The sequence below is a fragment of the Nocardioides sp. genome (assembly GCF_047602075.1).
In the GTDB taxonomy this organism is placed as follows: Bacteria; Actinomycetota; Actinomycetes; order Propionibacteriales; family Nocardioidaceae; genus Nocardioides.
On record NZ_JASGIF010000002.1, the window covers coordinates 188,289 to 213,434 of the forward strand.

At 69.7% G+C, this 25,146-nt stretch carries 21 protein-coding genes; 8 read left to right on the plus strand and 13 right to left on the minus strand.

Annotated features, from left to right (window positions below; genetic code table 11):
* Positions 1-53: 53 nt before the first annotated feature.
* Complete coding sequence (locus QM714_RS13635; RefSeq protein ID WP_415101456.1) at positions 54-1,007, plus strand: ParA family protein; 954 nt, start codon at positions 54-56, stop codon at positions 1,005-1,007.
* Positions 1,004-1,990, plus strand: coding sequence for a ParB/RepB/Spo0J family partition protein (locus QM714_RS13640; protein WP_415101458.1), 987 nt, complete (start codon positions 1,004-1,006; stop codon positions 1,988-1,990). The genes QM714_RS13635 and QM714_RS13640 overlap by 4 nt, the downstream gene beginning before the upstream one ends.
* A 169-nt stretch (positions 1,991-2,159) precedes the next feature.
* Here QM714_RS13640 and QM714_RS13645 read toward each other — a convergent pair whose 3' ends face one another.
* Positions 2,160-3,131, minus strand: coding sequence for a D-alanine--D-alanine ligase family protein (locus QM714_RS13645; RefSeq protein ID WP_415101460.1), 972 nt, complete (start codon positions 3,129-3,131; stop codon positions 2,160-2,162).
* A gap of 70 nt (positions 3,132-3,201) precedes the next feature.
* On the minus strand, positions 3,202-4,518 hold the full coding sequence (locus QM714_RS13650) for a PLP-dependent aminotransferase family protein (protein ID WP_415101462.1): 1,317 nt from the start codon (positions 4,516-4,518) through the stop codon (positions 3,202-3,204).
* 117 nt (positions 4,519-4,635) lie between these two features.
* Here QM714_RS13650 and QM714_RS13655 point away from each other — a divergent pair, with 117 nt between their 5' ends.
* Complete coding sequence (locus tag QM714_RS13655) at positions 4,636-5,283, plus strand: GNAT family N-acetyltransferase (RefSeq protein ID WP_415101464.1); 648 nt, start codon at positions 4,636-4,638, stop codon at positions 5,281-5,283.
* A gap of 16 nt (positions 5,284-5,299) precedes the next feature.
* On the opposite strand, the gene trxA is transcribed toward QM714_RS13655, so the two are convergent.
* From trxA to QM714_RS13690, 7 genes are all read right to left on the minus strand, one after another.
* On the minus strand, positions 5,300-5,626 hold the full coding sequence (trxA, locus tag QM714_RS13660) for a thioredoxin (protein ID WP_415101466.1): 327 nt from the start codon (positions 5,624-5,626) through the stop codon (positions 5,300-5,302).
* 180 nt (positions 5,627-5,806) lie between these two features.
* A complete protein-coding gene (trxB, locus tag QM714_RS13665; protein ID WP_415103030.1) occupies positions 5,807-6,799 on the minus strand; it encodes a thioredoxin-disulfide reductase in 993 nt (330 codons plus the stop codon).
* Between the two features lie 79 nt (positions 6,800-6,878).
* Positions 6,879-7,631: a hypothetical protein gene (locus tag QM714_RS13670; protein WP_415101468.1), complete on the minus strand. Its 753-nt coding sequence runs from the start codon at positions 7,629-7,631 to the stop codon at positions 6,879-6,881.
* Positions 7,628-8,326: an RNA polymerase sigma factor SigM gene (sigM, locus tag QM714_RS13675; RefSeq protein WP_415101470.1), complete on the minus strand. Its 699-nt coding sequence runs from the start codon at positions 8,324-8,326 to the stop codon at positions 7,628-7,630. The genes QM714_RS13670 and sigM overlap by 4 nt, the downstream gene beginning before the upstream one ends.
* Positions 8,323-10,278 (minus strand): hypothetical protein, encoded by a 1,956-nt coding sequence (locus QM714_RS13680; RefSeq protein WP_415101472.1) that lies wholly within the window; start codon positions 10,276-10,278, stop codon positions 8,323-8,325. Before QM714_RS13680 ends, sigM begins: the two co-directional genes overlap by 4 nt.
* 60 nt (positions 10,279-10,338) lie before the next feature.
* Positions 10,339-12,009 carry a murein biosynthesis integral membrane protein MurJ gene (murJ, locus tag QM714_RS13685; RefSeq protein ID WP_415101474.1) on the minus strand — a complete coding sequence of 557 codons (1,671 nt, stop codon included), beginning with the start codon at positions 12,007-12,009 and terminating at the stop codon, positions 10,339-10,341.
* Positions 12,006-14,102, minus strand: coding sequence for a hypothetical protein (locus QM714_RS13690; RefSeq protein WP_415101476.1), 2,097 nt, complete (start codon positions 14,100-14,102; stop codon positions 12,006-12,008). Before QM714_RS13690 ends, murJ begins: the two co-directional genes overlap by 4 nt.
* 129 nt (positions 14,103-14,231) lie before the next feature.
* Here QM714_RS13690 and QM714_RS13695 point away from each other — a divergent pair, with 129 nt between their 5' ends.
* Positions 14,232-15,653, plus strand: a complete 1,422-nt coding sequence (locus QM714_RS13695; RefSeq protein ID WP_415103031.1) for a CCA tRNA nucleotidyltransferase — start codon at positions 14,232-14,234, stop codon at positions 15,651-15,653.
* Positions 15,654-15,769: 116 nt separating this feature from the next.
* Here QM714_RS13695 and QM714_RS13700 read toward each other — a convergent pair whose 3' ends face one another.
* Together QM714_RS13700 and QM714_RS13705 are read right to left on the minus strand one after the other, a co-directional pair.
* On the minus strand, positions 15,770-16,855 hold the full coding sequence (locus QM714_RS13700) for an inositol-3-phosphate synthase (RefSeq protein ID WP_415101478.1): 1,086 nt from the start codon (positions 16,853-16,855) through the stop codon (positions 15,770-15,772).
* Positions 16,856-16,939: 84 nt separating this feature from the next.
* The gene (locus tag QM714_RS13705) at positions 16,940-17,512 is read right to left on the minus strand and encodes a helix-turn-helix transcriptional regulator (protein WP_415101480.1); all 573 of its coding nucleotides are present in this window, start codon (positions 17,510-17,512) and stop codon (positions 16,940-16,942) included.
* Positions 17,513-17,671: 159 nt separating this feature from the next.
* On the opposite strand from QM714_RS13705, the gene QM714_RS13710 reads away from it, so the two are divergent.
* A complete protein-coding gene (locus tag QM714_RS13710; protein WP_415101482.1) occupies positions 17,672-20,005 on the plus strand; it encodes a transglycosylase domain-containing protein in 2,334 nt (777 codons plus the stop codon).
* A complete protein-coding gene (locus QM714_RS13715; protein WP_415101484.1) occupies positions 19,992-21,413 on the plus strand; it encodes a glycosyltransferase family 87 protein in 1,422 nt (473 codons plus the stop codon). The genes QM714_RS13710 and QM714_RS13715 overlap by 14 nt, the downstream gene beginning before the upstream one ends.
* On the opposite strand, the gene QM714_RS13720 is transcribed toward QM714_RS13715, so the two are convergent.
* Together QM714_RS13720 and QM714_RS13725 are read right to left on the minus strand one after the other, a co-directional pair.
* Positions 21,406-22,467 carry an alanine racemase gene (locus QM714_RS13720; RefSeq protein WP_415101486.1) on the minus strand — a complete coding sequence of 354 codons (1,062 nt, stop codon included), beginning with the start codon at positions 22,465-22,467 and terminating at the stop codon, positions 21,406-21,408. The genes QM714_RS13715 and QM714_RS13720 overlap by 8 nt on opposite strands.
* Positions 22,468-22,470: 3 nt before the next feature.
* Positions 22,471-23,622 (minus strand): lipid II:glycine glycyltransferase FemX, encoded by a 1,152-nt coding sequence (locus tag QM714_RS13725; RefSeq protein ID WP_415101488.1) that lies wholly within the window; start codon positions 23,620-23,622, stop codon positions 22,471-22,473.
* A 459-nt stretch (positions 23,623-24,081) separates the two neighbouring features.
* Here QM714_RS13725 and QM714_RS13730 point away from each other — a divergent pair, with 459 nt between their 5' ends.
* Together QM714_RS13730 and QM714_RS13735 are read left to right on the plus strand one after the other, a co-directional pair.
* A complete protein-coding gene (locus tag QM714_RS13730; protein ID WP_415101490.1) occupies positions 24,082-24,645 on the plus strand; it encodes an RNA polymerase sigma factor in 564 nt (187 codons plus the stop codon).
* Positions 24,642-25,130 carry a hypothetical protein gene (locus QM714_RS13735; protein WP_415101492.1) on the plus strand — a complete coding sequence of 163 codons (489 nt, stop codon included), beginning with the start codon at positions 24,642-24,644 and terminating at the stop codon, positions 25,128-25,130. The genes QM714_RS13730 and QM714_RS13735 overlap by 4 nt, the downstream gene beginning before the upstream one ends.
* Positions 25,131-25,146: the final 16 nt, after the last annotated feature.

Below are 25,146 nucleotides of genomic sequence, written 5' to 3' on the forward strand. Positions count from 1 at the left end.
CGCCATTCACACCCCGATCCAGCGATGATGTTTCACGTGAAACAGGACCGCCAATGAACCCGCTCGAGGTCCGCACCGCGGCCGAGTTGGCCGCCGACGGACCGCTCTTCGCGGACGAGACGACGCCGCTGGCTCAGGCCGTCCAAGACTCGGTGCTAGCCCGACAGAGCGCACTACGCGGCCAGCCGATGTCGCGACCGACGCACACCAGGGTGCTGGTGGTGGCCAACCAGAAGGGCGGGGTCGGCAAGACCACCTCGACCGTCAACGTCGCAGCGGCGCTCACCCAATTGGGCCAGCGGGTGCTAGTCGTGGATCTGGATCCGCAGGGCAACGCCTCGACGGCACTCAACATCGAGCATCGGCGGGGAGTGCCATCCACCTATGAGCTGATCGTGGACGGAGTGTCTCTGACCGAGGTCACCACCTCCTGCCCCGACGTCGAGGGGCTCGACGTGGTCCCCGCGACCATCGACCTGGCGGGTGCCGAGATCGAGCTGGTCTCGGTCGTCGCCAGGGAGACCCGTCTGCTGCGTGCCCTGCAGGCCCACGACCGGATCGGCCCGGCCGAGTCAGCGGGGGAGGAGCGCTACGACTACGTCCTCATCGACTGCCCACCGTCGCTCGGCCTGCTCACCCTCAACGCCTTGGTTGCCGGTGCCGAGATGCTCATCCCCATCCAGGCGGAGTACTACGCGCTGGAGGGCCTCGGTCAGCTGCTGGAGACCGTCGAGATGGTGCGCAAGCACCTCAACCCGCGGCTGGTGGTGTCCACCATCATGGTGACGATGTTCGACGCGCGCACCCGATTGGCGGCGGGCGTCGCCGAGGAGGTGCGGGAGCACTTCGGCGATCGAGTCCTCAAGACCACCATCCCGAGGTCGGTGCGAGTGTCGGAGGCGCCGTCGTACGCCCAGACCGTGATGACCTACGATCCTGGCTCGCCGGGTGCGCTGAGCTATCTGGAGGCAGCGCGGGAGATCGTCACCAAGGGAGCGCCCACATGAACGCCACCCCCAAGCGCCGTGGCCTCGGTCGTGGCTTGGGCTCGCTGATCCCGACGGCGCCCGCGGAGCCGCCCGAGCAGATCGCCAGCCCGGAGTCGTCGGCGACCTCCTCGGCGAACGGTGATGTCGCTGAGGTCACGGCTGCTCCGGAGGTCCACCTGGCTCCGATAGCCGGCACCTCCTTCGCCGAACTTCCGATCGACCAGATCACCCCGAACGCCCGCCAGCCACGTCAGGTCTTCGACGAGGACGCGATGGCGGAGCTTGTCTTCTCGATCCGGGAGATCGGGCTGTTGCAGCCGGTCGTCGTCCGGCGCATCGACGCCGACAGCTACGAGCTGGTGATGGGCGAGCGGCGCTGGCGAGCAGCACGCGAGGCCGGTCTCAGCGAGATCCCGGCGATCGTGCGGGAGACCGACGACACCGACATGCTCCGCGACGCGCTGCTGGAGAACCTGCACCGCTCCCAGCTCAACCCGCTCGAGGAGGCGGCTGCCTACCAGCAGATGCTGGAGGACTTCGCCTGCACCCACGAGGATCTAGCCCAGCGGATCGGACGCTCCAGGCCCCAGATCAGCAATACGATCCGCCTGCTCAAGCTCCCGCCCGCGGTGCAGCGCCGAGTGGCGGCCGGAGTCCTCTCCGCGGGCCACGCCCGGGCGCTGCTCGCGCTCGACAACGCCGACCTGCAGGATCGGCTCGCCCAGCGGGTTGTTGCTGAGGGGATCAGCGTGCGGGGCCTGGAGGAGATCGTTGCGGTCGGCGATGCCGAGGAACGCCCCACACGCCAGACCCGGCGCAAGCCGGTTGCTCCCGGCTTGACCGACCTCGCCGAGCGACTCTCCGACCGTCTCGAGACACGAGTCAAGATCGACCTCGGCCGAGCCAAGGGCAAGATCACCGTCGAGTTCGCCACCCTGGAGGACCTCCAGCGGATCGTAGACATCATGGACCCCCGCAACCGCACCGACCGCCCGATCTGAGCCCGCCCGGGTCAATCCTTATCGATAAGGCTCCTCATCGTTCTATTGCTTTGTCGACTAAGCGCCGTTCGTTGGGCGGTCGCCGTCTGCCGCGGTCTTGTGGTGGCAAAGTGGCCCGGATACCGGGCCCCATCCCACTACAGCACCGCGGAAGATGGGTCAGGGCAGGTCAGCTGCGGGCGATGGCGGCGGTGACGAGGTTGGCGCAGACCTCGCCCAGGTCGGCGCCGCCGGCGGCGACGGAGAGGGGAACCAGGGAGGTCTCGGTGAAGCCGGGCGCCACATTGACCTCCAAGAACCACACCGTGCCGTCGGCGCCGACGAGCAGGTCGGAGCGGGAGAGATCGCGTAGCCCGAGAGACTCGTGCGCGGCGAGGGCGACCCGGGCGCATTCGGCGGCCAGCTCGTCGGAGAGGGGGGCAGGGACCTCGAACTCGGTCGCACCGGCGGTGTAGCGCGCGGTGTAGTCGTAGATGCCGCCATCCGGCCTGATCGCCACCGCTGGCCAGGCCCGGGGGCCGGTGCCGTCGTCGAGGACGGGCACCGCGATCTCGGTGCCGACGACGAACCGCTCGAGCAGGGCGACGTCACCGTAGGCGAACGCGTTGACCATCGCCGCCGGCAGCTCCTCGGAGCGGGAGACGACGCTACAGCCGAGCGCGGAGCCGCTCTGCGCGGGTTTGACCATGATGGGCAGGCCCAGCCGGGCGATCAGCGCCTCCATCACCGCCGCGGCGCCGAGCTCACGGAAGGTCTCGTGCGGCAGGCACACCGACGGTGGAGTGGCTAGGCCGGCTCGGGTGACGATGGACTTGGCAGTCGGCTTGTCGAAGGCGGTCCGGCAGGCGGCCGGGACCGAGCCGACGTACGGCAGATCCAGCAGCTCGAAGACCTCACGAAGCGCACCGTCCTCACCAGTCTCGCCATGCAACATCGGCACCACGCAGGAGGGCCGCTCCTCACGCAGGAAGGACATCAAGGTGGCGTCGACATCGCGCTCGACGACGTCCAGCCCGACGCCACGCAGGGCCTCGGCGACCCGGCGGCCCGAGCGGAGCGAGACGTCCCGCTCGTGGGAGAGGCCGCCGGCGAGCACCAATACGGCCCCCGAAGGGGCACTGTCTTGTGCTGGTCGGCTCATCAGTCTCTCCTCGATTTCAGCGGGCCTCGATTTCAGCGGGCCTCGATCACGGCAGGTCTTGCGACCACCGTCAGGTCAGGTCGGTGGCGGGACCGTCGTACCGGCTCCGTGGGACCAGGCCCGGGCTGGGTGCCGTCGCACCGAAGGTCTCGCGCAGCTCGACCTCGGCCTGGAGTACGCCGGCCAGCCGGGCCACCCCCTCCCGGATCCGCTCGGGCGTGGGATAGCAGAACGACAGTCGCACGAACCGGGAGCCGAAGCCATCGGAGTAGAACGCGGTGCCGGGCACGTAGGCGACCCGGGCGGTCACCGCTCGGGGCAACATCGCCTTGGCGTCGATCCCCTCGGGTAGCTGCAGCCAGACGTAGAAGCCACCCGCGGGGACGTTCCAGGTGCAAGTCGCCGGCATCAGGTCGCCGAGAGCGGTCACCATCGCATCACGCCGCTCGCGATACATCTCGCGGAAGGACTTGATCTGACCGCGCCAGTCGTGGTCGGTGAGATAGGCCGAGACGGCGAGCTGGGAGAAGGTCGGTGGACACAGGGTGGCCGACTCCTGGGCCAACACCAGCTTCTCGCGGACGGCATGCGGCGCCAGCGCCCAGCCGACCCGGAATCCGGGAGCGAAGGTCTTCGAGAAGGAGCCGAGGTAGATCACACCCTCGGCCTCGTCGGCTCGCATCGCCCGCATCGGCTCGGCATCGAAGCCGAGCAGCCCGTAGGGGTTGTCTTCCAGCACCAAGACGTCCTCGGCGCGACAGATATCGAGGATCTCGGCCCGCCGCGCGGCGGACAGGGTGACGCCGGCGGGATTGTGGAAGTTCGGGATCGTGTAGAGGAACTTGATCCGCCGGCCCGCTGCTCGGGTGGCCGCGATCGCCTGGCGCAGCGCGTCGGGCACCAGGCCGTCGGCATCCATCTCGGCGTGGACGACGTCGGCCTGGTAGGCCTTGAAGACGCCGAGCGCGCCGACGTACGACGGTGCCTCGCAGATGACGACGTCCCCGGGATCGCAGAACACCCGGGTGACTAGGTCGACGGCCTGCTGCGACCCGACGGTCACCACCACGTCATCGGGGTGAGCGTCGATGCCTTCCAGGCGCATCACCTCGCAGATCTGCTCGCGCAGCTGCGGGTCGCCCTGACCGGAGCCGTACTGCAGTGCGACCGAGCCACGCGAGGACATCACATCGGTGAGCGAGTCGGCGACCACGTCGAGGGGCAGCCCGGAGATGTTGGGCATGCCACCGGCCAACGAGACCACCTCGGGCCGGGAGGCGACGGCGAACAGGGCCCGGATCTCCGATGCGGTCATGCCGGCCGTGCGGGCGGCGTAGCGGTCGACGTAGGAGTCGAGGCGGGTGCTGCGGGCGGGGGAGTGGTCCATGGATCAGCCGAGCCCGTCGCTGTCGGCAGGTTCCACACGGTGGCGCGGATGCACGAGGTCTAGCATGGACGATCGAGGCGCAGCCTGCACATCGGGGCACGAGTCGGAGGGAGGCAGATGGCCCGCAAGATCGTCCGACTGACAGTGGACCTGATGCCCGACCTCGCGGGCTCCTGTCGAGACTGCCTGTTCTGGGAGCTCGACCCGGTCCGCCGGATGCGGGTGCCTGCCGCTGATCGCGCCGAGGAGAAGGAGGCCTGGGTCAGCCAGGTGCTGCGCGACTGGGGCTCGTGTGGGCGGGTGGCGTTGGTCGACGAGCGCCCCGTCGGACACGCGATCTATGCCCCGACGGGCTATCTGCCCGGAGCAGCGGCGTTCCCGACGGCTCCGGTGTCGCCGGACGCGGTGCTGCTCTCGGTCGTGTACGTCGACCCGGCCCACCGTGGCGGCGGGCTTGGCCGGATGCTGATCCAGGGCATGGCCCGCGACCTGATCAGACGCAAAACGGTGACAGCGGTGGAGGCGTTCGGCGACTCCCGCGGCGCCCGGGGCTGCGTGATGCCAGCGGACTTCTTGGGCAGCGTCGGCTTCAAGACCCAGCGGCCACACAGCACCACGCCCCGCATGCGGATGGAGTTGCGCACCGCGTTGACCTGGCGTGACGAGGTGGAGCAGGCCTTGGAACGCCTGGTCGGCGTCGTGCGCCCCGTGCCCAAGCCGCGACCGGACGTGCCGCTGGGTCGCACTCACCGGTCCTCTCGCTGACCGGTGTCGTGGCTCCCTAGACCTGCGCGCCCAGGAACTCCTTGAGCTCGCCGAGGATGGCAGCCTTGGGCCGGGCACCGACGATCGACTTGACCAGCTCACCGCCGGAGTAGACGTTGATGGTGGGGATGCCGGTGACCATGTAGGTCGACGGCGTCACCGGGTTCTCGTCGACGTTCATCTTGACGAAGCCCATCTTGTCGCCGTGCTCGCTGGAGATCTCGTCCAGGATCGGCGAGACCTGGCGGCAAGGGCCGCACCACTCGGCCCAGAAGTCGACGAGGACCGGCTTGTCTGCCTTGAGTACGACGCTCTCGAAGTCGGCGTCGGTCACTTTGCCCATGGACACGGGTTGCTCCTTGGTTGGCGTTTGGTCGTGGTCAGCGGGATGCCCGAGCCTGCCCAGGGGGCCGCTCGCGCGATCCGATCAATTCAGTCAACACCAGGCCCCCGACGGTTTGTTCCGTCCCTCGCCGGGCACCCGCCCGAGATCCCGGAGATCGCCGGCCGCCCGGCGGTCAACTCAAGCCGACGCGCTGGTTGCGGCGGCGTGCTGGAGCTCGGCGACGTAGCGCTCGGCGTCCAAGGCGGCGGCGCAGCCGGTGCCGGCGGCGGTGACCGCCTGCCGGTAGTGGTGGTCGACCAGGTCGCCCGCCGCGAACACACCGGGGAGGTTGGTGCGGGTGCTCGGGTGATCCACCAAGACATAGCCGTTCTCGTCGAGGTCCACCTGACCACCCAGGAGCTCCGAGCGCGGGTCGTGACCCACCGCGATGAACAGGCCGGTGACCTCTAGGGGGCGGGTCTCGTCGGTGACGGTGTCGCGCAGGGTCACCGAGGACAGCTTCGGCTCGCCGTGCAGCTCGACGACTTGGGCATTCCAGATGATCTCGAGCTTGGGGTCGTTGAACGCCCGCTCCTGCATGATCTTGGAGGCCCGCAGCTCGTCACGCCGGTGGATCAGGTAGACCTTCGTGCCGAATCGGGTCAGGAAGGTGGCCTCCTCGATCGCCGAGTCGCCGCCACCGACCACGGCGATCGCCTGGTCGCGGAAGAAGAAGCCGTCGCAGGTCGCGCACCAGGAGACACCACGCCCGGACAGCTCCTCCTCGCGGGGCAGGCCGAGCTTGCGGTAGCCCGACCCGGTGGCCAGGATCACCGAGCGAGCGGTGTAGCTGCCGGTGGCGGTCTTGACGACCTTGAGGTCCCCGGTCAGGTCGACCTCGACCACGTCGTCAGGCACCAGCTCGGCACCGAACCGCTCCGCCTGGGCGCGCATCTCGTCCATCAGGGCCGGCCCCATGATGCCGTCCCGGAAGCCGGGGAAGTTCTCCACCTCGGTGGTGTTCATCAGCGCGCCACCGGCGGTGACGGACCCCTCGAAGACCAGCGGCTGCAGGGCAGCGCGCGCGGTGTAGAGCGCCGCGGTGTAGCCCGACGGCCCGGAGCCGATCACGATGACGTTGCGGATGTCGGACTGGTCGGCCATGCTGCGCTCACTTCTTCCGGGTGACATACCCACCGGGGTATCAGGACAGTACGTCGGTGCAACCGATCGTAGGTCCTCGGCATTCCCTGACCCGTCCGGCGTCCGCTCAACGGGGCAGCGTGACGCTCCGGGTGGGGCTGCTGGAGCCGCACAAGAACAGGTCCACCCGTTGTCCGGTGCCAGTCGGTCGGCGATAGACGAGCATGCCCGGCTCGTCGTCGTAGGTCACCCGGAGCGCGCGTCCCCGACCCAGGTCGGGGTTGTCGGGGCAGCCCGCGATGGCCCGATGTGCGGCGCCGTCGGTGGTGGTCTGATCGCGCTCGGCGAGATAGGCCTTCGGAGCCTTGGTCAGGGCTGCCACGTCCCGACGGAAGTGTTCGGACCTCAGCGTGGCGGCTGCCAGGCTGTCGGAGGGAGACGAGCGTGCCGGCGAGACTCCCCTCGCCTTGTCGGTGCGCTCCGGCTTGTCGGGAGCGCTTTCCAGACCGGAGTCGGAGTCGACCGAGCCTCCGGTAGCGCGGTCAGCCGCGGTGGACGACTCCCCGGTGACCTCGCCCAGGTGAAGCAACATCGGGGTGACCACGCCGCCGACCACGAGTGTGGCGGCACCGGCCAGGAGGGCGAAGCGCCGGTGGTGCCGGCGTCTGACCGCGTCGAGACTCACCGGTGGGCTGTGCTTCACGGTCTCGGCGGCCTCGGGTGCGGTGAGGGAGTCCTCCCGCCGCTCGTCGGAGAGGCCGCGTAGGACCTCGTCCATCCGCGCGGCGACGGTCTCGGGCATCGGGTCGGTGTGCCGGGCCGAGGCGAGCAGTCGGCGCACCTGCTCCTCGGTCTCGGGGGACAGCTCGTCCTCGGTCATGGTGCACCTCCTCTCGTCGGCTCGGGTGGCGGACTGGGACCGCGGAGTGACGGCCCAGAAGGTGGGACGGTCGGGGCGACCGCAGGGTTCCCCGCGGTGTCGGCAGAGGGGGCGCCCGGCCTCAACATGCCGAGTCGGGTGGCCAGCCTGGTGCGGCCGCGCGAGCATCGCGACTTCACCGTGCCCTCCGCGCAGCCGAGCATCTGCGCCGCCTCCGCGACCGAGTGGCCCTCCATGTCGACGAGCACGAGGGCGATCCGCTGCTCGGCGGGCAGCTCGGCCAACGCGGCCAGCAACAGTTCGCGTCGCTCGGTCGCCACGACCGCGTCGGCGGGGTCGTGGTCGAGGTCCGCGGTGATCAGGGAGCCATGGGTGGCCACCTCGTCCAGGTCGTCGGGCAGTGCCTGCGCCGCCCGCACTCGGGCGGCGCGCAGTCGGTCCAGACAGGCGTTGACCACGACCCGATGCAGCCAGGTGGTGACCGCGGCCTCGCCGCGGTAGGAGCTCGCTCTGCGGTACGCCGCGATCAGGCCGTCCTGGAGCCCGTCGGCCGCGTCCTCGGGGTTGCCCATCGTGCGCACCGCGACCGCCCACAAGCGGTCACGATGCCGGGCGAAGAGGACGCCGAAGGCATCCGGGTCACCGTCGACATGTGCGGCCAGCAACGCGGTGTCCGAGGCCTCCTCGGTCGTCATGACCGCACCGTTACCTCGGCGACCTCGCCACGGAAGCCGCCCTGGACGGCGGGTAGCACGGTCAGCCACACGGTCAGGTAGCGACCGGTGGGTGCGTCGGTGAGGGTGAGCGTGGACTCTTGCCCGACGGTGTCGGTCGAGACAGGAGTCAGGTCGTCGACCGTCGTCGGCGCGGTGTCGGTGAGATACAGACTCACACCGGTGGGTTTGCCGACCATGCGCAGGGTGACGCTCTGCACGCTGCGGCTGCGGCCCAGCTCGAGGACCAGGCCGACGCCGCTCTTCAAGCCACCGGGGCCGAGCTGTTGGCGGTAGGTCTCGGTCGTCCACGAGGTCGACGGGTCCCGGTCGACAGCGAAGGCGGCACGCTCGGGGTTCTCACTCGGTGGATCCCCCTGCGGGTCGAAGTCCGTCGCGCGAACGCCGGTGACGACCTTGGCGGTAGCGCCGGTCGACGACGAGGAGCCCGACCCGTCGCGCTCGTTGCCCAACAGACCGCGCCCGCGGGTGAGGTTCACCGCCACCATCGCCACCAGGAACGCCATCGCCACCACGGCCACGATCAGCGCCAGCCGGAACCAGCGTCGTCCCGGCACCTGGTCGTCGGTCTCCTCGTCGAGGGGCAGCGCCCCGCTGCTGGTGAGTGCGGCCGACCCGGTGGTGTCCCAGGGCCAGAACTCCCCGCTGCTGCGGGTCGCCCCGGCGCCGGTCGGCGTGGCTCCGAGCGTCGTGGTGGTGGCCCCTCCCGACTGCCGGGGGCGGCGCACCGGCATGCCGGCGGGCGGGTCGGGAGCGAACAACGGCTTGACGGCGGGCTGCTCGAACGGCGGTGGCGGTGCGGGCGTCGTGACTCGCGCGGAGACCCACCCCACGTCACCGGACTCCTCGAAGACCGGCATGCCTGCCTCGGTCGGCTGCTCGGTGAGGGGGAGCTGCTCGGGCGCGACGGGAGCGGAGGTGGCCTCCGGATCGCCGGCGAGATCACTGGCAGAGTCGCCGCCGGCGTTGCCGAGGAGCTCGGTGCTCGGACCGGACGCGTCGGGCGCAGCGGCGATCGCCTCCGTCGGTTGCCCGGCCAGCTGGTCTCGGTCGGGCCAGGTGATCTCGTCTGGAAGCGGCGGGAGCGCGACTCCAAGTGCGGGAGGTGCCGCGGCTGGCGCGAGGTCGGACAGGTCGGTGGGCTCGCCGACGTAGGCACGCAGCAGGTCGGCGACGCCACGGGCCGTGGTGAGGTCGTAGGCGGCGCGGGCGTGTGCGCCGATCTGAGGCGGGCAGAGGACCATGGCGCACAGCTCGTCGAGCGGTCGCGGGATCCCGCCCCGGACACGTCGTGGCCGAAGCACGTTGCCCGCCGCGCGCGGGGCGGACGGGACCAGGGAGGCGGACGGGCCGGGCCAGCGGCCGGTCAGCGCGGCGTACAGACAGCCGACGAGGTCGCGCACATCGGTGGCCTGGTGCACTGTCGGCATCCCGTTGAGCGCGGCATCCACCGCGAGCCCGATGATGCGCACGTCGCCGTGGTGGTCGATAAGAACGTTCTCAGGCACCAGTCGGTTGTGGGTGACGCCGATATCGTGGGCCGCCGCCAATGCTGCCGCCGTCTCGCCGATCAGCCACGCCGCGTGGGTCGGGTCGAGCGGACCGTCGCTGGCCAACACGATGTCGAGGGAGCGGCCCTGGCCCCACTCGTTGACGACGAAGCACTCGGTGCCGGTGCCGTCGGCATCGAGCACTCGCAGGAAGCGTCGATCGCGCACCCGTGCTGACCGGCGCGCCGCCTCCAACAGCAGCGGTGCCCGTTCGTCAGCGGCCGCGATGACGTGCACCGCGACCGGGCGGGCGAGCACCAAGTCATAGGCACGCCAGAATCGGGCGCCCCTGCTCTCGCTGAGCAGGTCGTCGAGTCGGTAGCGCCCGGCGAGGATGTCCCCGGGCCGGTTCGACGTGGGCACGTCCCCCCTTGGCTCCCGCTGCGAACTTGTCGTCCAGCCCATCGTAGAGGGCCGACCGCCTCATCGAGCGCGCCGCAGCAACCGTCCGCCCAGCATGTTCCAGATGGCGCGCACCTCGGTCAGGTCGAAGAGCCGGGCCAGACCCAGATAGATCGCGACACCGAGGGTGCTCACACCGGCCAAGATGACGGTGGAGATCACCCAGGAGGGATGCGCGCCCAGCCAGACGTGCACCAGTCGGGAGACGAGGTACGCCGCCGCAGCCGTCAGCGCGACCGCCAGCGCCAACCGGACGGCGTACCGCACCAGCTGCGCATCTCCGAGGCGGCCGATCCTCTGGCCGAGGACCAGGAAGGAGACCGACGCGCCGACGGCGTACGCCGCAGAGTAGGCGCCGACCAGCATCGGCGCGGTGTCGACCGGATCCACGTGGGGGACCGCGACGACGGCGACGACGATGTTGGTGGTCGCCACCACGCACTGGATCCAGAAGACGGTCCGGGTCAGCTCGATGGCGTAGAAGCCACGCAGCATCAGGTAGTGCACGGTGAAGAAGAACAGGCCGATGCCGAACAGGGAGAGTGTCGGCACGTAGAGGGAGTAGCTCTCTCGAGTCGCCCCATGCCCGAGCAGCAGATTGGCCAGATCGGGGGCGATGATCGGCATCAGCGCCACGAACGGCACGATCACCGCCAGCACGGACCGCAGCGCGCCGATCAGCGTCCGGCCCATCGCCGACAGGTCCTGGTCCGCGGCGTGGGCGGAGAGCCGGGGCAGGATCGCGGTCGCCAGCGAGACGGTGACCACCGAGTGCGGGACCATCACGATCAAGAACGCGGTGGAGTAGACGGTGTAGCCGGTCGCCTGGGTCGCCGGCGAACAGGTGTCGAGAGCGACCTGGGCGGTGCCGCTGCCTGCCAGCCTGGCCACCACGGTGTAGGCCAGCTGGTTGACCACCACGAACAGCACCGTCCACATGCCGAGCCGGAGGGTGTGCCCGAGACCGGCGTCGCCGAAGTCGAAGCGGGGGTGGAAGCGGAAGCCCGCAGCCCGCAAGAAGGGCAGCAGGATCAAGAACTGCACCGCGATGCCGAGAGTCGAGCCGAGGCCCAGCAAGAGCTCCTGGCTCGAGGTGAAGGGGCCACACAGGTCGGCCGGCTGGCCATGGATCACCAGATAGGCGGAGAGCACCGCGACCGAGATGAAGTTGTTGGCGATCGGCGCCCACATCATCGGCCCGAAGCGCCCGCGCGCGTTGAGGATCTGCCCGACCAACACGAACATTCCGTAGAAGAACACCTGTGGGAGGCAGTAGCGCGCGAAGGCGATCACCGACTCTCGCTGCGCGGGCAGCGAATCCCAGGCGCTGCCCAGGAACGGGGCCATCACCCAGGGCGCGGCGACGACCAGCAGGATCGTCACCACGCCGAGGAAGAGGACGGCGAGCGTCAGCACCCGGTTGGTGTAGGCGTCGCCGCCGTCCTCGTCGTGCTTCATCGCCCGCACCAGTTGGGGGACCAGCACGGCGTTGAAGATCCCGCCCGCCAGCAGGATGTAGAGCATGTTGGGGATCGTGTTGGCCAGATTGAAGATGTCCGCGTGCAGCAGCGGTCCCAGTGCCCAGGCCAGCAGGCCCGCGCGCAGGAAGCCGGTCAGCCGGGAGACGACGGTGCCTGCCGCCATCACCGCCGAGGAGCGGAGGATGCCCTGTTGCTCGTCCTGATCGCTCACGAGGCAGCCGATCGTCGTTGCAGAGCGCCACGAATCCGTCGGACGAGGCGCACGGCGATCGCTCCGAAGAGGAGTGCCGCCCCGACCGCGAACACCACCCAGATCACGCTGCTGACTTGTGCCGCGCGCAGGGGAAACCGGGCCTGTCCGCCGAGCGGCTGACCGTCGGCATCCGTCACCAACAACGTGACGTCGTGCAGGCCGAGCACCCGGCTGCTCGCCGTGAGCTCGACCGTGGCCAGCTCACCGGGGGCTAGCTCGATGACTTCCGACGGCGTGATCGCGAGTTCGCCGTCAGAGCGCCCGACCACCTGCACTCGGACCCGCTCGGCCATCCCGTTGGTGATGATCGCACTGAACCGCCCGCTGTCGCTGGACAAGGTGACCGACGACGGCGCCTCCACCGTCACCCGACCCAGCCGCTTGAGGAGACGCTCGCGGGCGATGTCCGCGCGCTCGCGGGCGGCTTCTGGATCGCCGCGGGAGGCGTACGACGTGCTGGTCAGGGCCTGACGGCGCACCTCCTCGGCGATGGTGTGGTTGGTCGGCAGCACCGACTGCATCAACTGACCGTCGTCGACGAGCGCGGAGGCCGCGCCGAAGTTGGGGCCCGGCAGCTCCTCGTCGGCCCGTGCCTCGGGGTAGGTCAGTTCGTTCGCCTCGACGACGGCGGGCGTTCGGTTGACGATCGCCCGTAGCCGGGTCAGGTGCAGCCAGGGCACGTCCAGACCGGTGAAGAACTCGTCGGCGTCGACCGGGCCGCCGGTGTCCCAGTCGCTGGGCAAGGTGACCACCAGCGGACCGTCGCCGGCAAGCAGGCGCAGGGCGGCGTCGCTGAGGATGCGCTGGCGGATCTGGAGTGGCGCGGTCCGCTCGCCGGGACGCGGTCCGCCGGTGCTGACCGCTTGGTCGCTGGCGACGAAACTCCGTCCGTCCGCCTCGATCACGGTCGGCTTCTGGTCACCCGGCACCATCTGATCGCCGAGCAGCACCGTTGTCCGAGTCGGCAGCTGGCTCAGCGCGTCGGGGTCGAGATAGCCGTCGGGCGGTGCCACCACGGGCGATGCATGCAGGTCGAGACCGACGATCGAGCGGCCCGAGCTGGCGCGGGCCTGCTGGTAGGTCGCGATCGACCAACGTGCCGCGGCCGAGACGTCGACATCGCCGTAGGGGAGTGCGAGCAGCTGGTCATCGGAAAGTGCGCTGGTGGCCGAGCCGAGCCAGTCGGCTGCGGTCGCCGCCACCGGGTCGGTCGGGCGACCGCGATCAGCGTCCACGGCGGCGGCCGCTTGGAGGGGCTGGTCGAAATCGTCACCTCGGGTGCGGCCGAGCCATTGTGCGGGGTTGCCTGCTGCGAGCCGCCGGACGGCATCGGTGACTGCCGGGTCGACCAACCAGGTGAGTGGCCGGTCGCCCGCCGCTTGGCCGAAACCGATCAAGTCGGCCAGGCGACCTCCAGGGGAGAGGTCGGTCCGCCAGCGGTCGAGCCCGGCCACCCGCCCGCTGGACCGATAGCGCACCTCGTGCCGGAGCGACATCACCAGCGCGGCGTCCACCGACTTGTGTTGGTCGGTGATCAGTGGCATGAAGGTGCGCGCCTTGCCGTCGGCACCCGGCAGCCGGCCGTCATCGGTCTCGCCCAAGGCATGGACGCCGAGCCAGTAGACACCCGGCGTCGAGTCGGCCCCGATGGGGAGCAGACGACGCGGAATGGTGAGCGAGTAGGGTCGCTGCTCACCGGGCGCGAGCGCGTCGATGGAGGCAGAGCGAGCGGTGATGCGGTCGCCGATGTCGACGGTCGGGCTGCTCTCCGCGGCCTCGGCGAGCTCGGCCCGCGAGGTGATCGGTGTGGTCGAGGTCAGCCCGTAGACACGGATGACGCGATACTCCTGCGTCGAGGTGTTGGTGACGGTGCCGGAGATCGTCACCGGTCCGCTCGCAGGGAGCGTCGAGGGGCTCAGCGACGTGATCGTCACCGCCAGCGGGAGATCATCGTCCTCGGCGGCCTCGGCCGGTGTCATCACAGCGAGCAAGGCCAGCAACAGGGTGGTCATCGCGCCGAGCACACCGAGCATCTGCGCGCGACGGACCACGCCGCGACTCTATCCGTCGCGGCTGTGGTCCCTGTGACCGTGTGGGCGGCGGCCAGCCGGGATTCGCCCTGCTGGCGGAACCTCATAGGGTGGGGGACCGTGTCCACCCCCTCCGTCGAGCCGCTGAACATGCGTGAGGTGCAGCGCGCCGTCGGCGCGGAGCTGAACCGGATCGGTCCGGTCATCGACGAGCTGGGCGATCGGTTCGCCGCCGCCGGTGAGGCGCTGGCCCTGGTGGGCGGCCCGGTGCGCGACGCGATGCTTGGTCGCTCGCAGAACGACCTGGACTTCACCACCTCCGCTCACCCCGACGTGACCGAACGTCTCGTCGCCGGCTGGGCAGAGGCGACCTGGGACATGGGGCGCCGGTTCGGCACCATCGGCTGCCGAAAGGGCCCGTGGCAGGTCGAGATCACGACCTACCGCTCGGAGTCCTACGACCCCACCTCCCGCAAGCCGGAGGTGGACTTCGGCGACTCGCTGACCGGTGATCTGGGACGGCGGGACTTCACCGTCAACGCGATGGCGGTGACCGTGCCGGAGCGGCGGTTCGAGGATCCCTTCGGCGGCATCGTCGACCTCGCCCATCGGCTGTTGCGCACCCCAGGACGCCCGGAGGACTCCTTCTCCGACGATCCGCTGCGGATGATGCGGGCTGCCCGGTTCGCTGCCCAGCTCGGCTTCACCGTCGCACCCGAGGTAGTCGAGGCGATGGCCGGCATGGCCGACCGGATCGACATCGTCTCCGCCGAGCGGGTGCGCGACGAGTTGGTCAAGCTGGTCTGCGCGCCGTACCCCCGCAGGGGACTGGCCCTGCTGGTGGAGACCGGCCTCGCCGACCGGGTGCTTCCCGAGTTGCCGGCGCTGCGGCTCGAGCGCGACGAGCATCACCGGCACAAGGACGTCTACGAGCACACGCTCACCGTGCTCGAACAGACGATGGCCTTGGAGGAGCGCCTGCCCGACGGAGGCCCGGACCTCGTGGCGCGGTTCGCCGCCCTGATGCACGACATCGGGAAGCCGCGGACACGCCGCTTCCTCGACGACGGCACGGTCACCTTCCACCACCACGACGTGGTCGGCGCGAAGCTCACCCGCAAGCGGATGCGAGCGCTGCGCTTCTCCGGCGAGGAGACCGATGCGGTGGCCAAGCTGGTCGAGCTGCACCTGCGCTTCCACGGCTACGGCTCGGGGGAGTGGACCGACTCCGCCGTACGCCGCTATGTGCGCGACGCCGGCGACCAGTTGGAGCGGCTCCACATCCTCACCCGGGCCGACTCGACGACCCGCAACCGACGCAAGGCCGAGCGCCTGCAGCGCACCTACGACAACATCGAGGCCAGGATCGCCCGGCTGTCCGAAGAAGAGGAGCTGGCCGCGATCCGTCCCGATCTCGACGGCAACCAGATCATGGAGATCTTGGGCATCGGCCCCGGCCGGCAGGTCGGCCAGGCCTACCGCTACCTCTTGGAGCTGCGGATGGATCGCGGCCCGATGTCACCCGAGGAGGCCACCGCCGCCCTCCGTGCCTGGGCGGCCGAGCAGGCCTAGCGCCTCAGCGCTGCCGCGGTGTTCGTGCGTCTGCCGCGGTCTTGTAGTGGCAAAGTGCCCCGTATTCCGGGTCCTCAGCCACCATAGGACCGCGGGAGATGGGTCAGGATGCCGCCCTACTCCTCGCCGCGGATGAACGCCTCCACCCGGGCACGCCCCTCCTCGTCGGGGAGCTGCACCGGCGGCGACTTCATGAGGTACGACGACGCGGCGAGCACCGGGCCCCCGAGACCGCGGTCCTTGGCGATCTTCGCCGCCCGGATGGCGTCGATGATGATGCCGGCGGAGTTGGGGGAGTCCCACACCTCGAGCTTGTACTCCAAGTTGAGCGGGGCGTCACCGAAGGCACGACCCTCGAGCCGGACGTAGGCCCACTTGCGGTCGTCGAGCCACTGGACGTAGTCGGACGGGCCGATGTGGACGTTGCGGTCGTGCACCTTGCCGGCCAGCTCGCCCTGCAGGTTGGAGGTCACCGACTGGGTCTTGGAGACCTTCTTCGACTCCAGCCGCTCGCGCTCGAGCATGTTCTTGAAGTCCATGTTGCCGCCGACGTTGAGCTGGTAGGTGCGGTCCAGAGCGACGCCGCGGTCCTCGAACAGCTTGGCCATCACCCGGTGGGTGATGGTCGCGCCGACCTGGGACTTGATGTCGTCGCCGACGATCGGCAGCCCGGCGGCGGTGAACTTCTGCGCCCACTCGGGGTCGGAGGCGATGAAGACGGGGAGGGCGTTGACGAAGGCGCAGCCGGCGTCCAGCGCGCACTGGGCGTAGAACTTGTCGGCGTTCTCCGAGCCGACCGGCAGGTAGGACACCACCACGTCGACCTCGGCCTCACGCAGCGCGGCGACCACGTCCACCGGCTCGGCGGCGGACTCCTCGATGGTCATCCGGTAGTACTTGCCCAGCCCGTCGAGGGTGTGGCCGCGCTGCACCTCCACGCCGAGGGTGGGCACCTCGCAGATCTTGATGGTGTTGTTCTCGGAGGCGTTGATCGCCTCGGAGAGGTCCTTGCCGACCTTCATGTCGTCGACGTCGAACGCCGCGACGAACGAGACGTCGCGGACGTGGTAGTCGCCGAACTTCACGTGCATGAGTCCGGGGACGGTCGCCGTCGGGTCGGCGTCCTTGTAGTACTCCACGCCCTGGACGAGAGAGGTGGCGCAGTTGCCCACCCCGACGATTGCTACTCGGATCGAACCCATCGGGCTCCCCTTCTCTGGTCTCATTCTCGACTCGTTCGGTCAGTTGTGTTTCAGGCTGTTGTGTTCAAGGTCTTGACGACCGGATCAGGCCGGTTCGGGATGCGACGGCGGAGCCTCCGGCTCGCCACGCTCGGCGTTGATCAAGTCCGAGAGCCAGCGGACCTCGCGCTCCACCGACTCGACCCCGTGACGCTGCAACTCGGCGGCGTACCGGTCGACTTCCTTCTGGGTCATGGTCAACTGGCCCTGCACCCGGTCCAGTCGCTCCTGGAGCCGAGAGCGGCGCCCTTCGAGCACCCGCAGCCGGATCTCCATGTCGGTGCGGGAGAAGAAAGCGAACCGGATGTCGAAGTTGTCGTCCTCCCACGCGGTGGGGCCGACCTCCATCATCAGTCGCTCGAACTCGCGGTGGCCCGCCTCGGTCAGCGAGTAGACGATGCGGGGCCGCAGCGTCACCGGCGCCGGCGTGGTGTCGGCCTCCTGGATGAACTGGGTGCGCATCAGCTTCTTCAAGGTGGGGTAGAGGGTGCCGTAGGACAGCACTCGGCCCCAGCCGAGCATCAGGTTGAGGCGCTTGCGCAGCTCGTAGCCGTGCATCGGAGCCTCGTGCAGCAGTCCGAGGACTGCAAGCTCGATGGTCTCAGCGCGACGTGCCACATGACCTATCGTAGCGATATATCTGCCCGACGCGAATTCTCGATAGCGCGTGGCGACCTATCAGGCATCCACAAGGGTGTCACGCTGAGAAGTCGCTGAGCATCGGAGGTTGGATTCGGTGGCCCGCCCGGTGGCGCCGTACCCTCGTCACGGTCGCCCGTGACCGATCCGGCCGCGACCGCACCGAAGACCTATCCCCTGACCGAAAGCCGACTCGACGTGAGCAGCAAGCGCCGGGCTCCCGGACCCGCCGTGACCCGCAAGCCCAGCGGCCGGGCCGCGAAGCCGAGCTCCAAGGCTGGGTCGAAGTCCGGCTCGAAGGCTGGCGGCTCGAAGGCTGGCGGCTCCGGCGTCGGTCGCCGCGTCCGCAAGACACTCAAATGGCTGCTCATCTGCGGCCTGGTCGGCATGCTGGTGGCGGCGGGGTTCTTCGTCTACCTCTACCAGACCACCGACCTGCCCGACCCCAACAAGGACTTCCAGACCCAGACCACGCACGTCTACTACTCCGACGGCACCGAGATCGGCACCTTCGCGACCCAGAACCGCGACTCGATCCCGCTCGAGGAGATGCCCCAGACGCTCCAGGACGCGGTGGTGTCCGCCGAGGACCGCACCTTCTGGACCAACCGCGGCATCGACCCCAAGGGCATCCTCCGGGCGGCGTTCAACAACGCGTCCGGGGGCGCCACGCAGGGTGCTTCGACGATCACTCAGCAGTACGTGAAGATCCTCTACCTCACCTCTGAGCGGAGCTTCTCGCGCAAGCTCAAGGAGGCGATCTTGTCCTTGAAGCTGCAGCGGGAGATGAGCAAGGAGCACATCCTCGAGGACTACCTCAACACGATCTACTTCGGCCGGGGGGCGTACGGCGTCCAAGCCGCCGCGCTTGCCTACTTCAAGATCGACGCCGAGGAGCTCAACCTTCGGCAGAGCGCCATGCTGGCCAGTGTGCTGAACAACCCGACCGGCCTCGACCCGAAGAACGGCAGGGCCGCCAAGCGGGAGCTCAAGGACCGATACCAGTACGTCCTCGACGGGATGGCCAGCATGGGCACCATCACCGAGCAGCAGGCGAATCGGGCCGCGCGCCGGCTTCCGCACTTCCCGGAGATCCCGATCAGCAGTCGGCTCGGTGGCGAGAAGGGCCACATCTTGACGCTGGTGCGCAAGCAGCTCAACGCCCTGGGCTACACCGACCAGGAGATCGACGGTGGCGGCCTGAAGATCACCACCACGCTCGATTCGGGTGTGATGGACGACATCAAACAGGGTGTCCAGGCGCAGCGCCCCGAGGGCTTCAGCGACAAACAGCTGCACATCGGCGTGGCTGCCGTCGAGCCCGGCACCGGGGCGCTGAAGGGGTTCTACGCCGGCCAGGACTTCTTGGAGTCGCAGATCAACTGGGCGGTCTCCGGCGGCATGATCGGCTCGACGATGAAGCCCGTGACGTTGGCCGCGGCGATCAAGCAGGGCTTCTCCCTCAAGGACACCTTCGACGGGAACACGCCCTACGTGTTCCCCGACGGCCTGGAGGTCCGCAACGAGCAGGACACCGACTACGGCTCGGCGATCTCGGCGATCACTGCTCTGGAGGAGTCGGTCAACACCGCGTTCGTGGACATGTCGGCGAGCATGAAGAACGGACCCGAGGCGATCTACCAGATGGCCGAGAAGCTCGGCATCCCGCCGAACGAACCCGACGACGAGTTCCCCGGGATCCCCAACCACACCACGGACCTGTCGCCCGAGGACGCCTTGATCACTCTGGGTCGCGCGCGGATCAGCCCGATCAACATGGCCAACACCTATGCCACCTTGGCGGCCGGCGGCGAGCGCGCGCAGGTGCACCTCATCGAGAAGGTCACCGACGAGACCAACGGCCACGACTACACGTTCAAGTCGCCTACCAAGAGGGTGCTCAGCGCCGACATCTCCGCCGACGTGACCTATGCGATGCAGCAGGTCGTCAACGCCGGCACCGGCACGGCCGCCCTCCCGCTGGGCCGCCCGGTGGCCGGGAAGACCGGCACCGCGACGAACAGCAAGGACCAGGTCTCCTCGGCCTGGTTCGTGGGCGCCACTCCGCAGCTGGCGACGGCGGTGATGTATGTCCGCGGCGACGGTGACGACCAGCTCGACGGGTGGCTGCCGTCCTACTTCGGTGGCGCCTATCCGACCCGCACCTGGACCGCGATCATGACGACCGCGCTCGCCGGTGAACCGGTCTTGGACTTCCCCGAGCCGGTGTACGTCGACGGCGACGCGCCGTCCGAGGGCCACCAGGCCTATGTCCCGCCGCCGACCCAGCAGAGTCACAAGCCGCGCCGGTCTTCCTCGGCTCCGCCGCACTCGTCGTCGGCTCCGCCGGAGTCGTCGTCGGCTCCGCCCACCTCGTCGGCTCCGCCCAGCTCCTCGTCGGCATCGAGCTCGTCGGCTCCGCCGAGCACCTCCGCGCCGCCTACCGACGGTGACGACGGTGGCGGCGGCTGATCAGATGACCGGCGGGACCCTTCCGGTGCGGGCCCACCCCACCCTGGACGACCCGGTCGTCGAGGCGCTCAGCGAGTCGGTGGGTGGCCCGTTCGGCGCTCGGGCCAGCCGGCATCCCTGGTGGACGCCGCTGCGGGTGCTGCTCGCGATGGTCTCGGTGACCTTCGCGCTGGCGATCGTGCAGAAGGCGCCGTGCTATCCCGACGGACACTTCGACGGCACGCTGCAGTACTCCCACATGTGCTACTCCGACCTGCCGTATCTCTACACCGGCCGCGGCCTGGCCGAGCTGAACTGGCCCTACACCTCCGACGAGCAGGTTCGCGCCCGCTACTCGGTGATGGAGTATCCCGTGCTGATCTCCTACTGGGCGTACGGCGCCGCGTGGGCGACGCACTGGCTCTCGGGGTCACCAGATCTCGCCCCCCGCTACGCGATCGCGTCCGACGCCCTCGGCGCCGAGGCTGGCATCAAGCGCGAACAGGCGGTCTTCGTGATCGTCAATGCGATCGGGTTCGCACTGCTGGCACTGATCTCCACGGCGCTGCTGGCGGGGGTGAACCCCGGCCGACCGTGGGATGCCGCGGGCTTCGCGGTGGCGCCGGCGCTGGCCTTCACCGGACTGGTCAACTGGGACCTGGTCGCCGTGGTCCTGGTCGCGGGTGCGCTGTGGGCGTGGGCGCGGGGCAGACCTCTGCTGACCGGGGTGCTGGTCGGCCTGGGCACGGCCGCGAAGCTCTATCCGCTCTTCCTGCTCGGCGGCATCCTGGTCATCTGCTGGCGGGAGCGACGCTGGCGGGCTCTGCTGGTGGCCACCGTCGGCGCCCTGGTCGCCTGGTTGGTCGCCAACGCGCCGGCGTACCTCTCCGGCGCGGCCGAGTGGAAGGTCTTCTGGACCTTCAACGCCGACCGTGGCCCGGACCTCGGCTCGATCTGGCTGTTGGTCTCGCAGGCCTTCGGGGTGAGCATCACCTCCCACGTCGTGAACGCCGGCTCGTGGGCGTTCTTCGTGCTGTGGTGCGCCGGGATGCTGGTGTTCGGCCTGGCCGCGCCGCAGACCCCTCGGCTGGCCCAGCTAGGGTTCCTCGTGGTGGCCGGCTTCTTGCTGGTGAACAAGGTCTACTCGCCGCAGTACGTCCTCTGGCTGCTGCCGCTCGCCGTCCTGGCCCGACCCCGGTGGCGCGATCTGATCGTGTGGATGTCCGGTGAGCTGTTCTACTTCGCCGCGGTCTGGTGGTATCTCGGCGGCTTCCTCGACCCCCCCGGCGGCGACCGGGTGGGCGTCTACTGGATCGCGATCGGGGTTCGGCTGGCCGCTCAGCTCTACCTGGTCGGCGTCGTCGCCCGCGACATCCGCCGTCCCTGGCGCGACCCCGTCGAGGCACCGGAACCCGTCGAGGTCAGCTGACCAGGACGCGGTCGAAGGCGGTGGTGGTGAACCGAACCCGGACGTCGATCTCGTCGCCGATCTCGGGGACCCGAGAGCCCGTGGGCAAGAAGAGCATCGAGGCCTGCATGTGTGGCGGCTCGGCGAACAGGCGGGTCTTGCCGTCGATCAGGAAGGGCGAGCGCGCGAAGCCGGCCGCGTCGAGCCCACCCCGCGCGACCGCGGCCGCCCGGGCGCGCAGCGACTGCTCGCCGGTGGGGGCGATCAGGCCGATGCCGTGCGCGGTTCCGCCGGAGACGACGACGAGGTGACCGGCTCGAGGCAGCATCCGCTGGCGATAGCCGAAGGTGTCGCCCCGCTCGACCGGGTGCACGTCGAGCACCGTCGCCGTGGGACGGAGCGCCTCGCGGTCACCCAGCCAGAGGGTGGTGCCGATCCGGGGCCGGAAGGTGAAGTCGGGGTATGCCGCTCGCAGCCGGTCCAACTCGGTCGCGGTGAGGTGGCTGACCCAGACCGTGGTGGTCGGCAGACCCGCGGCCACGATGTCGGTGAGCAGTCGGAGCATCTCCGCTTCGTGGGCACCCTGGGCCAGCGGAAGATGCAGCGCCACTCCCTCGAGTCGACCCTGGCGGCGACCGCCGCCGGCGAGCCGCCGGCCGAGACTGCGCAGGTCCGCGGCGGAGAGACCGTGGCGGCGCATCGAGGTGGTCAGCTCCAAGACGTATCTCGTCGGCCGATCCCGCTCGAGGAGGTCACCGAGATCGACCACCCGACTCACGGTGTGGATCAGCCTCTCGTCGAGGTCGGGATCCAGGTCGGGCCGTGGACCGACGCAGCGCCAGGGGGTGAGCACCAGCAGGTCGCCGTCGAACCGTGACTCGACTGTGCCCAGCTCGTCGTAGGTGCCGACCGCCAGCGTGTCGACCGCCAGCCATTGCGCCCGCCGAGCCAACCGAGCGTTGCCGAAGCCGTAGCCGTTGCCCTTCGCGACCGGGACGATGCCCGGATGTCGAGCGGCGACGGACTCCAGGTGGCGCCGCCAGCGCTCGCCGTCCACGGTGAGAGTCAGACTCACGGCTTACCTCCGCCGCTTGAGGTAGAGCTCGAAGCCGCGGTAGAGCAGCTTGTTGAGGGGCAGGTCCCACTCGCCGGGATACTCCACGGCCTCGCCGCCGGTGCCGACCTTGAACTGGATCAGCCCGACGTGTGGGTCCTCGGCGTCCAGGGTGTCGGTGATGCCGCGCAGGTCGTAGACCCGCGCACCCGCGGCGAGGGCGGCCCGGATCATCGCCCACTGGACCGCGTTGGAGCCGCGAACCTCACGCTTCTCGGTCGAGGAGGCACCGTAGGAGTACCACGCGTGGCCGCCGACCCGGATCGCGATGGTGGCCGCGACCAGGTCGCCCTCGTGCCGGGCCGAGAACACGGTGATTCGATCCGGCTCCTCGGCCGAGAGGGCGTCGTGCATCGTCTCGAAATACCCCAGCGGCCGGGGCGTGAAGTGGTCACGCTCGGCCGTGTGGAGGTAGAGCCGGTGGAACTCCGCGAGGTCGGCGCGGCCGCCGACCGTCACCTCGACGCCGACCCTCTCGGCTTTGCGGACGTTGCGCCGCCAGAGCTGGTTCATCCCGGCCAGCACCTGTTCCTCGGTGCGTGGCTCGCCCTGGTCGTCGACCAGCGGGATCCAGAAGTTGTACTGCGGCTGCCCGGCGGCGAAGCCACCCTCGGCGAGCTGGGGGCGCCAGCCGAGCTCGGTCAGCTGGGAGACGACGTTGGCGCCCTCGCGTGAACGCGTCAGGGGCGGGACGTCGGTGAGGCGGCGTACCTCAGGTGAGGCGATGCCCTCCTTGACCTGGGCCGCGCTCCAGCGCCGGGTCGCCACGGCCGGGCCGATCCGGACACCGAACGCGCCGCGCCCGCGCAGGTGCTCGGCCATCGGGTCGAGCCAGTTGGCCAACCCCTCCTCGCCCCACGGGATCAGCGGGCCCTCGGGCAGATAGGCCAGGTAGCGCTTGAGGCGGGGGATCTGGCGGTAGAGCACCAGCCCGACGCCGAGCGGCTCGGCGGCGTTTGCGGTGAACCAGCCGATCGACTCCGATCGCCACTCCGTCTTCACCTGACCCCAGGCCGGGGTCTGCAAGAAGCTGGCCGATCCGCTGCTGGCGGCCTCGTCGCTGCGCAAGAAGGCCAGGTGCTCGGCAGCCGAGATCGGCCGGACAGTCAGGCTCACAACGCCTGAGGCTACCGTCCCGACGCGGTCGCGCCCGCGGCCGGCGTGGTGGTGGATGGTGGTGCGTGCGGACCCTGCCCGGCGCTGCTCCCCCACAAAAGCTCGCTGGGAAAGGGGGGATCCGACCGGTCCCCCGCACCGGTCGGATCCCACCCAGGGTCAGTGCCGGTGTTCCGGCCCCGCACGACCCACTTGCCACCCAGGTGGGAGCATCGGCGCTCCTGATACATCTCTGATCGGGAAATCTCGGGCCAGATCCAGGCTCAGGCCTGACGGGAAAGGTCGCGAGACGGGCCGGCTTCCGGCACAGTGGTGTCCAGCACCGGCACGTATCGACGGTTGGTCATGTATCAGGCAGGGTCTCGTGGGCTCCTCTATCGCGTGACGACCTCGACAGCCCCTACCGCGGTGCGGGAGAGCCTCGTGGGACAACCAGGATCGCGGGACCGGTCTGGCCAGGTGTGGTCGGACGCGTCCTCGTGCTTCGTGCGCTGGCTGGACGGAGACACCGACGGGCTCGACGAACTGGTCCGGGTGATGACCCCCGTGCTCTGGCACGTGGTGCGTGCCTACCGCCTCCCCGCGGAGTCGACCGAGGACGTGATCCAGTCGACCTGGCTGGCTCTGGTGCGTCGTCGCGACCACATCGAGGACGCGCGGGCCGTGGGCGGCTGGCTGACCATGACGGCTCGTCGGGAGGCCTGGCGGGTGGCTCAGAGGGACGGTCGGGCCGTGCCGGTCGAGGTCACCGAGTTCGAGGTGGCGCTCCCGGCACAGCGCCCCGCCGAGGCCGACGCCGTCGAGCACGCCGAGGCCGATCGGTTGTGGCTCGCGGTCGCCACCCTCAACGAGCGCTGCCAGCGGCTGCTGCGCATCGTCGCCTTCGAGCACCGGCCCGACTACAAGGCCGTCGCCGAAACCCTCCACATGCCCATCGGCAGCATCGGTCCCACCCGGAGCCGCTGCCTGGCCAAGTTGCGCGCTGCCCTCGGGGACGCCGCTGAACAGGAGATGACGTCATGACGCGCGACGAGATCTTCGACCACCTCGAACAACTGTGGACCGAACGCGACCCGGTGCCCGACGGCCTGGTGGACCGGATGCTCGCCCTGGTCACCGCCGAGCGGACCCTGGCCGAGACCGATCTGGACTACGAGCTGATGCTCCTGGTCGAGCGGTCGGCCGAGTTGACGGGCACCCGTGGCAGCACGGCGTACACCCTGCGCTTCGGCGGCGACAACCTCGATCTTCTGGTCCGTGCCGGCAGCGCCAACGGAGGCCCCACGACCCGACTCGACGGCTGGGTCGTCCCACCCGCGACGATCACCGTGCGCGCCACCCGGATCGACAGCCCCGGCGAGGCCGCCGCGGAGCAGACCTGGGAGACCGAGGTCGACGGCCGCGGCCGGTTCGAGTTCACCGATCTGCCCGCCGGCCTCTACCGCCTCTGGCTCACCCCCGCCGATGCCGATGCCAAGCCGTTCGGCACGCCTGCATTCGAAATCTGACCCCGACAGAGCAAGG